The organism is Enterococcus sp. BWR-S5 (assembly GCF_016745255.1).
Taxonomy (GTDB): Bacteria; Bacillota; Bacilli; order Lactobacillales; family Enterococcaceae; genus Enterococcus_L.
In genome coordinates, this window is the sequence record NZ_JADOEQ010000020.1 from 61,067 (window position 1) to 68,136 (window position 7,070).

Here is a 7,070-nt window from a genome sequence, read left to right on the forward strand (position 1 = left end):
AGAGGTGACGCAGATGTCCATCAAAGCAGAAGAAATCAGTGCTTTAATCAAAGAACAAATTGAGCATTACCAACATGAATTGGCTGTTGAAGAAGTAGGAACAGTAACCTACGTGGGGGATGGGATTGCCCGCGCCCATGGATTGGAAAATGCGATGAGTGGTGAGTTGCTGGAGTTTTCCAATGGTGCCTATGGTATGGCACAGAACTTGGAATCAAATGATGTCGGTATTATTATTTTAGGTGATTTTGAGTCAATTCGTGAAGGTGACAAAATCAAACGTACAGGTAAAATCATGGAAGTTCCTGTAGGCGAAGCTTTGATTGGTCGTGTTGTAAACCCATTGGGACAACCAGTTGATGGTCTGGGAGAAATCCAAACAGACAAATCACGACCTGTAGAAGCAGCGGCTCCCGGTGTAATGCAGCGTAAATCAGTTAGTGAGCCTATGCAAACTGGCTTGAAAGCAATTGACGCATTAGTGCCAATAGGAAGAGGCCAGCGTGAGCTGGTTATCGGAGACCGTAAAACAGGGAAAACATCCATTGCAATTGATACAATCATCAATCAAAAGGGACAAGATGTTATTTGTATCTATGTTGCCATCGGTCAAAAAGAATCAACCGTCCGCACACAAGTGGAAACGTTACGCAAATTTGGTGCAATGGACTATACAATTATTGTAACAGCAAGTGCTTCTCAACCCGCACCAATGCTGTATATTGCGCCTTATGCCGGAGCTGCTATGGGTGAGGAGTTCATGTATAACGGTAAACATGTATTAATCATTTTTGATGATTTATCAAAACAAGCTGTTGCTTATCGTGAGCTTTCATTGCTTTTACGCAGACCGCCAGGCCGTGAAGCGTATCCGGGTGATGTTTTCTATTTGCATTCACGTCTGCTGGAAAGAGCAGCGAAGCTAAGTGATGATTTAGGTGGTGGTTCAATGACTGCCTTGCCATTTGTTGAAACGCAAGCAGGTGATATCTCTGCCTACATTCCAACCAATGTGATTTCTATTACGGACGGACAAATATTCTTGGAAAGTGATTTGTTCTATTCCGGTATTCGTCCATCTGTTGACGCCGGTTTATCCGTATCACGTGTTGGTGGTTCCGCTCAGATAAAGGCAATGAAGAAGGTTGCGGGAACGTTACGTTTAGACCTTGCCAGCTATCGAGAATTGGAGGCCTTCACACAATTTGGTTCAGATTTAGATGCAGCAACACAAGCAAAGCTGAACCGTGGCCGTCGAACAGTAGAAATACTAAAACAAAAGCTTCACGCACCACTTGCAGTAGAAAAACAGGTAATTATTCTGTTTGCTCTGACGCGGGGAATGCTTGATAGCATCAGTGTGGATAAGGTATTAAACTTTGAAGAAGAGTTATTCGATTATATCGATGGAAAATATCCGGAGGTCTTTGAGGAAATCAGAACAACAAAGGATCTACCGGAAGAAGAAAAGCTGAAAACAGTAATTAATGAGTTTAAGGAAGTCTTTAATGCCTCAAATAATACAGGAAAAACACCTGTTGAAGAGTTGAAAGAAAAGATGTCCAACGCTTAGAGAGGTGAATGGAAATGGGCGCTTCATTGAATGAAATCAAACAACGTATTGCTTCAACGAAAAAGACCAGCCAAATCACTAAAGCGATGCAGATGGTCTCTGCTTCCAAACTGACAAAATCAGAAGCAGCCTCTAAAAATTTTCAGGAGTATGCTGCTAAAATCCGTTCTATCGTAACACACCTTGTCGCTTCTCAATTGAATGATCTTGAGGAGCTGACGGATGATCCGAATTATCCTGAGCTGAGCGAATATCATGCGATGCTGGCAAGCAGACCTGTGAAAAAGACAGGCTATATTGTGATTACATCGGATAAAGGATTGGTGGGCGGTTATAACAGTTCAATCTTGAAGCAAACGATGACGATGCTTCAGGACGATCATGAGAATCAGAACGAGTATGTTTTAATTGCCATCGGCAGTGTAGGAGCAGATTTTTTCAAAACAAGAGGATATAATATCGCCTATGAGTTGAGAGGCTTGACGGATCAACCATCATTTGATGAGGTCCGAAAAATTGTTTCCGCAGCCACAGCGATGTATGACAGTGAAGTATTTGATGAGCTGTATGTTTGTTACAATCACCATATCAATTCACTGACCAGTCAGTTTCGTGTTGAAAAAATGCTTCCGATTTCTGACTTGGATCCTGATGAGGATACCGGCTTTGAACAGGAGTATATTCTGGAACCTTCAAAAGAAGCGATTTTGGATCACCTGTTGCCGCAGTATGCCGAAAGTCTGATTTATGGTGCAATCATCGATGCGAAAACAGCAGAACATGCTGCTGGGATGACCGCGATGAAGACAGCCACCGATAATGCAAAGACAATCATCAACGATCTGACGATTTCTTATAACCGTGCTCGACAAGGAGCAATTACACAGGAAATCACTGAAATCGTAGCAGGTGCAGCCGCACTGGAATAAGACGGATTTGACGGGCTTGTCTCAGCAGTCAAAGTCCTTAATAAACGGTGTTCTGGAAGCTGTCTATTCGGAACTGAGTCGAATGACGCATAAAATAGGAGAAGCTATTTTTGTGTATTCCGCTGTAGTTCTCAATACAGAACGCTTCCGTCACAACCTTAGGAAGACTGGAGGAAGAAACATGAGTTCAGGAAAAATTATTGAAGTAATTGGGCCGGTTGTTGATGTAGAGTTTTCTCTTGATCAGCCGCTCCCAGATATAAATAATGCATTAGTCGTTTATAAAAACGGCAAAGAAAAGCAAAAAGTAGTGCTTGAAGTAGCCTTAGAGCTTGGAGACGGCGTTATCCGTTCCATCTCAATGGAGTCTACAGACGGCTTGCAAAGAGGTATGGAGGTCATTGATACAGGAAAGCCAATTTCTGTACCTGTAGGGAAAGAGACCTTGGGAAGAGTATTCAATGTTCTTGGCGATACCATCGACTTGGAAGAACCTTTTCCGGAGGATGCAATAAGAAGCGGGATTCATAAAAAGGCCCCTACCTTTGATGAGCTGAGCACAAGTAGTGAGATTCTTGAAACAGGAATCAAGGTTATTGATTTGCTTGCCCCTTATTTAAAAGGTGGTAAGGTTGGATTGTTTGGTGGTGCCGGAGTTGGTAAGACCGTATTAATCCAAGAGCTAATCCATAATATTGCACAAGAGCATGGTGGGATTTCTGTATTTACCGGTGTAGGAGAACGGACTCGTGAAGGGAACGACCTGTACTATGAAATGAAGGATTCCGGTGTTATTGAGAAAACAGCCATGGTGTTCGGACAAATGAACGAGCCGCCAGGTGCACGTATGCGTGTCGCATTGACCGGCTTGACAATCGCTGAATATTTCAGAGATGTAGAAGGACAGGATGTATTGCTGTTTATTGATAATATTTTCCGTTTCACGCAAGCGGGTTCTGAGGTTTCTGCCTTGCTGGGACGTATGCCTTCGGCCGTTGGTTACCAACCGACATTGGCGACTGAAATGGGACAATTGCAAGAACGGATTACCTCAACGAAAAAGGGCTCAATCACATCCATTCAAGCAATCTATGTACCGGCGGATGACTATACCGATCCGGCTCCGGCAACAGCCTTTGCCCATTTGGATGCAACAACGAACTTGGAACGTCGTTTGACTGAACAAGGGATTTATCCTGCCGTAGACCCATTGGCTTCTTCTTCAAGTGCTTTGGCACCTGAAATTGTTGGTCAAGAGCATTACGAAGTAGCGACTGAGGTTCAGCATGTCTTACAGCGTTACCGTGAATTACAGGATATTATCGCAATCTTAGGGATGGACGAGCTTTCTGACAATGAGAAGGTTTTAGTAGGTAGAGCACGTCGTATTCAGTTCTTCTTATCTCAAAACTTCAATGTAGCAGAACAGTTTACCGGTCAGCCGGGTTCATATGTTCCAGTTTCAGATACTGTTAAAGGCTTTAAAGAAATTCTGGATGGCAAATATGATGATCTTCCGGAAGAGGCTTTCAGAAGTGTGGGTCCAATCGAAGATGTGATAGAAAAAGCGAAAACACTGAACTATTAGGAGGCGCAGCATAATGGAAGATGTATTAACTGTGAATGTGATGACCCCTGATGGTTTGGTTTATGATCACCATGCCAGAATCGTTGTGGCAAAGACAACGGATGGCGAAATCGGGATTTTACCGAAGCATGCGCCAATCATTGTTCCTTTAGCCATTGATGAGGTGCGGATCAAACGTACGGATGCAGATACACACGTAGACTGGATTGCTGTCAATGGCGGCATTATGGAGGTTCGTGATAACCGTGTCTCTATCATTGCCGACAGTGCGGAAAGAGAGCGGGATATCGACGTTTCCAGAGCGGAACGTGCGAAATTGCGTGCTGAGAAGATGATTCAGGAAGCGAAAGAAAAAGAAAATATCGATGCATTGAAACGGGCGAATGTAGCTTTGCATAGAGCAATCAACAGAATCAATGTGGCAAAGCATACGTAATTTTATCTGTTTTTTAAATGCTGATTTCTGGAGAATAGAAGAAAAATGATATTTTTCTTCCTGATTCAGACAAATAGGTCAGGATATCCGTTTCGACTGGTATCCTGACCATCTTTTATATACATAAATCAAAGATACAAAAAGTTTGGTTGGTTTATAATAGTTATCTTTTGGAATTTAATACATTACTTTTTTGATTGAGAGAAACAAGAAACCAAGGATGAATTTTATATTTTTCTTTCTATTTATGATACACTAGCACTATGTTTTAAATGAGAGCTATTATTTTGATGTTCATTTTCAATTTTAGCCAAGTAAATCTATTGTGTTAAAAGAGTGGTGGTATAAGGAAAAGCTTTCAGCTTCTGTAGTGCCATGGTAATCACGCAGAAGAGTCAGTCAGCTGTTTTTTGTCAGCGGGCTGAATTTAGAAAAGTAAGGGGAACAGCTATGCAGTATTATGGAATGGATGCGTTTATTCGGATTATCGCACATCTATTGTTCATCTATCTGAGCTTTTGGACGCTTCAGTCACTAAGGATTGATCAGTTTTTCAAGGTACAGCATGTCTCTCAAATACGTGTGCTGCTAATCTTGACAGCAATCGTATTGGGCTATACAGCAAGCTCATTCTTCTTGGAATTTATCGCGCTATGTCGCAATATTTTTCTGTCGATTTTTCCATAAGTGGTAAAAATAAGAAGAAAATATACAAATTTACAAAAAATAGTGGTATAATGGAAAAGATTTTGAGTAGGAGCAACCTATTCTTATTTTTGGAGGGAACGAAATGGAACAGATCGTTGTTCATGGCGGTAACCAATTAAAAGGAAATGTAAAAATTGAAGGGGCAAAAAATGCCGTGTTGCCCATTTTGGCAGCAACACTTTTAGCAGAAGAGGGAACGACCGTTTTAAAAAACGTACCGATTCTTTCAGATGTTTTTACAATGAATCAAGTAATTAAACACTTAAATGTAGATGTAGATTTCAATCAAGAAGAGAACAAAGTAGTGATTGACGCGACGAAACCATTAGGAATCGAAGCAAACTACGAATATGTCAGTCAAATGAGAGCATCGATTGTTGTAATGGGCCCGTTGTTGGCTCGTAATGGTCATGCAAAGGTAGCGATGCCCGGTGGTTGTGCCATTGGTAAGCGCCCAATTGATCTTCACCTGAAAGGCTTCCAAGCTTTAGGAGCTGAGATCATTCAAAAGAACGGCTATATCGAAGCGATTGCAAAAGAGTTGAAGGGAAATACAATCTATCTTGATTTTCCTAGTGTTGGAGCAACTCAAAATATTATGATGGCTGCTGTTCGGGCAAAAGGTACAACAATCATTGAAAACGTGGCTAGAGAGCCTGAAATCGTTGATTTAGCGAATGTACTGAATAAGATGGGTGCACATGTATATGGAGCTGGTACTGAAATGATGCGTATCGAGGGCGTAGACAAGCTGCACGCTGTAGAGCACTCTGTTGTTCAAGACCGTATTGAAGCAGGTACATTTATGGTTGCTGCTGCAATGACAGAAGGAAATGTTCTAATCGAAGAAGCAATTATTGAACACAATCGTCCACTAGTTTCAAAATTAACTGAAATGGGCGCAATTGTTCGTGAAGAAGAAGATGGGATTCGTGTAATCGGTCCTAAAGAGATTAAGCCAACAGATATCAAGACATTACCTCACCCAGGCTTCCCAACAGATATGCAGGCACAGGTAACTGCTATGCAGGTTCTGGCAAATGGGTCAAGTGTGGTAACAGAGACTGTATTTGAGAATCGCTTCCAGCATTTGGAAGAGATGCTGCATATGAATGCAGAGGTTCAAATCGATGGAAATGTTGCGATTATCAACGGCGGCAAGAAATTGCAGGGCGCTGCTGTCAATGCGACAGATTTAAGAGCTGCTGCAGCATTAATCTTGCTTGGCTTACGTGCTGAAGGTGTTACTCGCGTGTCACATCTTGAGTATCTGGATCGCGGCTATTACGAGTTCCACAAAAAACTGCAGGCTTTAGGTGCAAAAGTGGAACGTGTAAATGACAGTGCTGTTGAAGAAAAGCAAGTTTCAGCAGTTCATTAAGATAGGAGTAGTTAGATATGAGTTCGACACGCTATATTATAGTGACGTTGTTGAAAATTTTAGTAGTTATTTCGCTGGTTCTTATTTTGTTTGTTACCGGTACAATGATTGGTTACGGACTGGTAGGCGGCGGAAATCCGATGGATGTTTTTAATAAGGATGTATGGACTCATATTCTCGACTTTTTTAAGTAGAACGCATCGTTGATTAAAGAGGATTCTGCCAGTATAAGGATAAGATAATCAACGAGTTTCTTATCAAGAGCAGCTAGCAGAGGCTTCAAAAAATTCTGTTGGTTCAAACCAACAGATACAGCTACATGCTGTAATTAATCTGGTTCTACGTCAAATTGTGTTGGTAGGACAAAAAACTGAATAAAATGATAGAGCTTGGAACAAAAGAACAGAGAAAACCTCTGATTTTGTTTCAAGTTCTTTTTTAGAGAAAAGGGAAAC

7 protein-coding genes are annotated in these 7,070 nt (G+C 41.6%); all 7 read left to right on the top strand.

Annotated features, from left to right (window positions below; genetic code table 11):
• The first annotated feature begins 13 nt into the window (after window positions 1–13).
• Window positions 14–1,573 carry a F0F1 ATP synthase subunit alpha gene (atpA, locus tag IW510_RS18895; protein WP_202062307.1) on the top strand — a complete coding sequence of 520 codons (1,560 nt, stop codon included), beginning with the start codon at window positions 14–16 and terminating at the stop codon, window positions 1,571–1,573.
• A 14-nt stretch (window positions 1,574–1,587) separates the two neighbouring features.
• Entirely contained in the window at window positions 1,588–2,502 is a 915-nt protein-coding gene (locus tag IW510_RS18900; RefSeq protein WP_202062325.1) for a F0F1 ATP synthase subunit gamma, read from the top strand.
• Window positions 2,503–2,683: 181 nt separating this feature from the next.
• On the top strand, window positions 2,684–4,090 hold the full coding sequence (gene atpD / locus IW510_RS18905) for a F0F1 ATP synthase subunit beta (RefSeq protein WP_202062309.1): 1,407 nt from the start codon (window positions 2,684–2,686) through the stop codon (window positions 4,088–4,090).
• Between the two features lie 13 nt (window positions 4,091–4,103).
• Entirely contained in the window at window positions 4,104–4,526 is a 423-nt protein-coding gene (locus tag IW510_RS18910; RefSeq protein ID WP_202062311.1) for a F0F1 ATP synthase subunit epsilon, read from the top strand.
• A 450-nt stretch (window positions 4,527–4,976) separates the two neighbouring features.
• Complete coding sequence (locus tag IW510_RS18915; RefSeq protein ID WP_202062313.1) at window positions 4,977–5,213, top strand: DUF1146 family protein; 237 nt, start codon at window positions 4,977–4,979, stop codon at window positions 5,211–5,213.
• A 103-nt stretch (window positions 5,214–5,316) separates the two neighbouring features.
• Window positions 5,317–6,615, top strand: coding sequence for a UDP-N-acetylglucosamine 1-carboxyvinyltransferase (murA, locus tag IW510_RS18920; RefSeq protein ID WP_202062315.1), 1,299 nt, complete (start codon window positions 5,317–5,319; stop codon window positions 6,613–6,615).
• 17 nt (window positions 6,616–6,632) lie between these two features.
• Window positions 6,633–6,809 (top strand): DNA-directed RNA polymerase subunit beta, encoded by a 177-nt coding sequence (locus IW510_RS18925; protein ID WP_202062317.1) that lies wholly within the window; start codon window positions 6,633–6,635, stop codon window positions 6,807–6,809.
• The last annotated feature ends 261 nt before the right edge of the window (window positions 6,810–7,070 follow it).

Bases quoted from the DNA above. Each gene is read 5' to 3' on its own strand.
- IW510_RS18900 (WP_202062325.1), top strand. From the start codon at position 1,588: ATGGGCGCTTCATTGAATGAAATCAAACAACGTATTGCTTCAACGAAA.
- murA (WP_202062315.1), top strand. From the start codon at position 5,317: ATGGAACAGATCGTTGTTCATGGCGGTAACCAATTAAAAGGAAATGTA.
- IW510_RS18915 (WP_202062313.1), top strand. From the start codon at position 4,977: ATGCAGTATTATGGAATGGATGCGTTTATTCGGATTATCGCACATCTA.
- atpD (WP_202062309.1), top strand. From the start codon at position 2,684: ATGAGTTCAGGAAAAATTATTGAAGTAATTGGGCCGGTTGTTGATGTA.
- atpA (WP_202062307.1), top strand. From the start codon at position 14: ATGTCCATCAAAGCAGAAGAAATCAGTGCTTTAATCAAAGAACAAATT.
- IW510_RS18925 (WP_202062317.1), top strand. From the start codon at position 6,633: ATGAGTTCGACACGCTATATTATAGTGACGTTGTTGAAAATTTTAGTA.
- IW510_RS18910 (WP_202062311.1), top strand. From the start codon at position 4,104: ATGGAAGATGTATTAACTGTGAATGTGATGACCCCTGATGGTTTGGTT.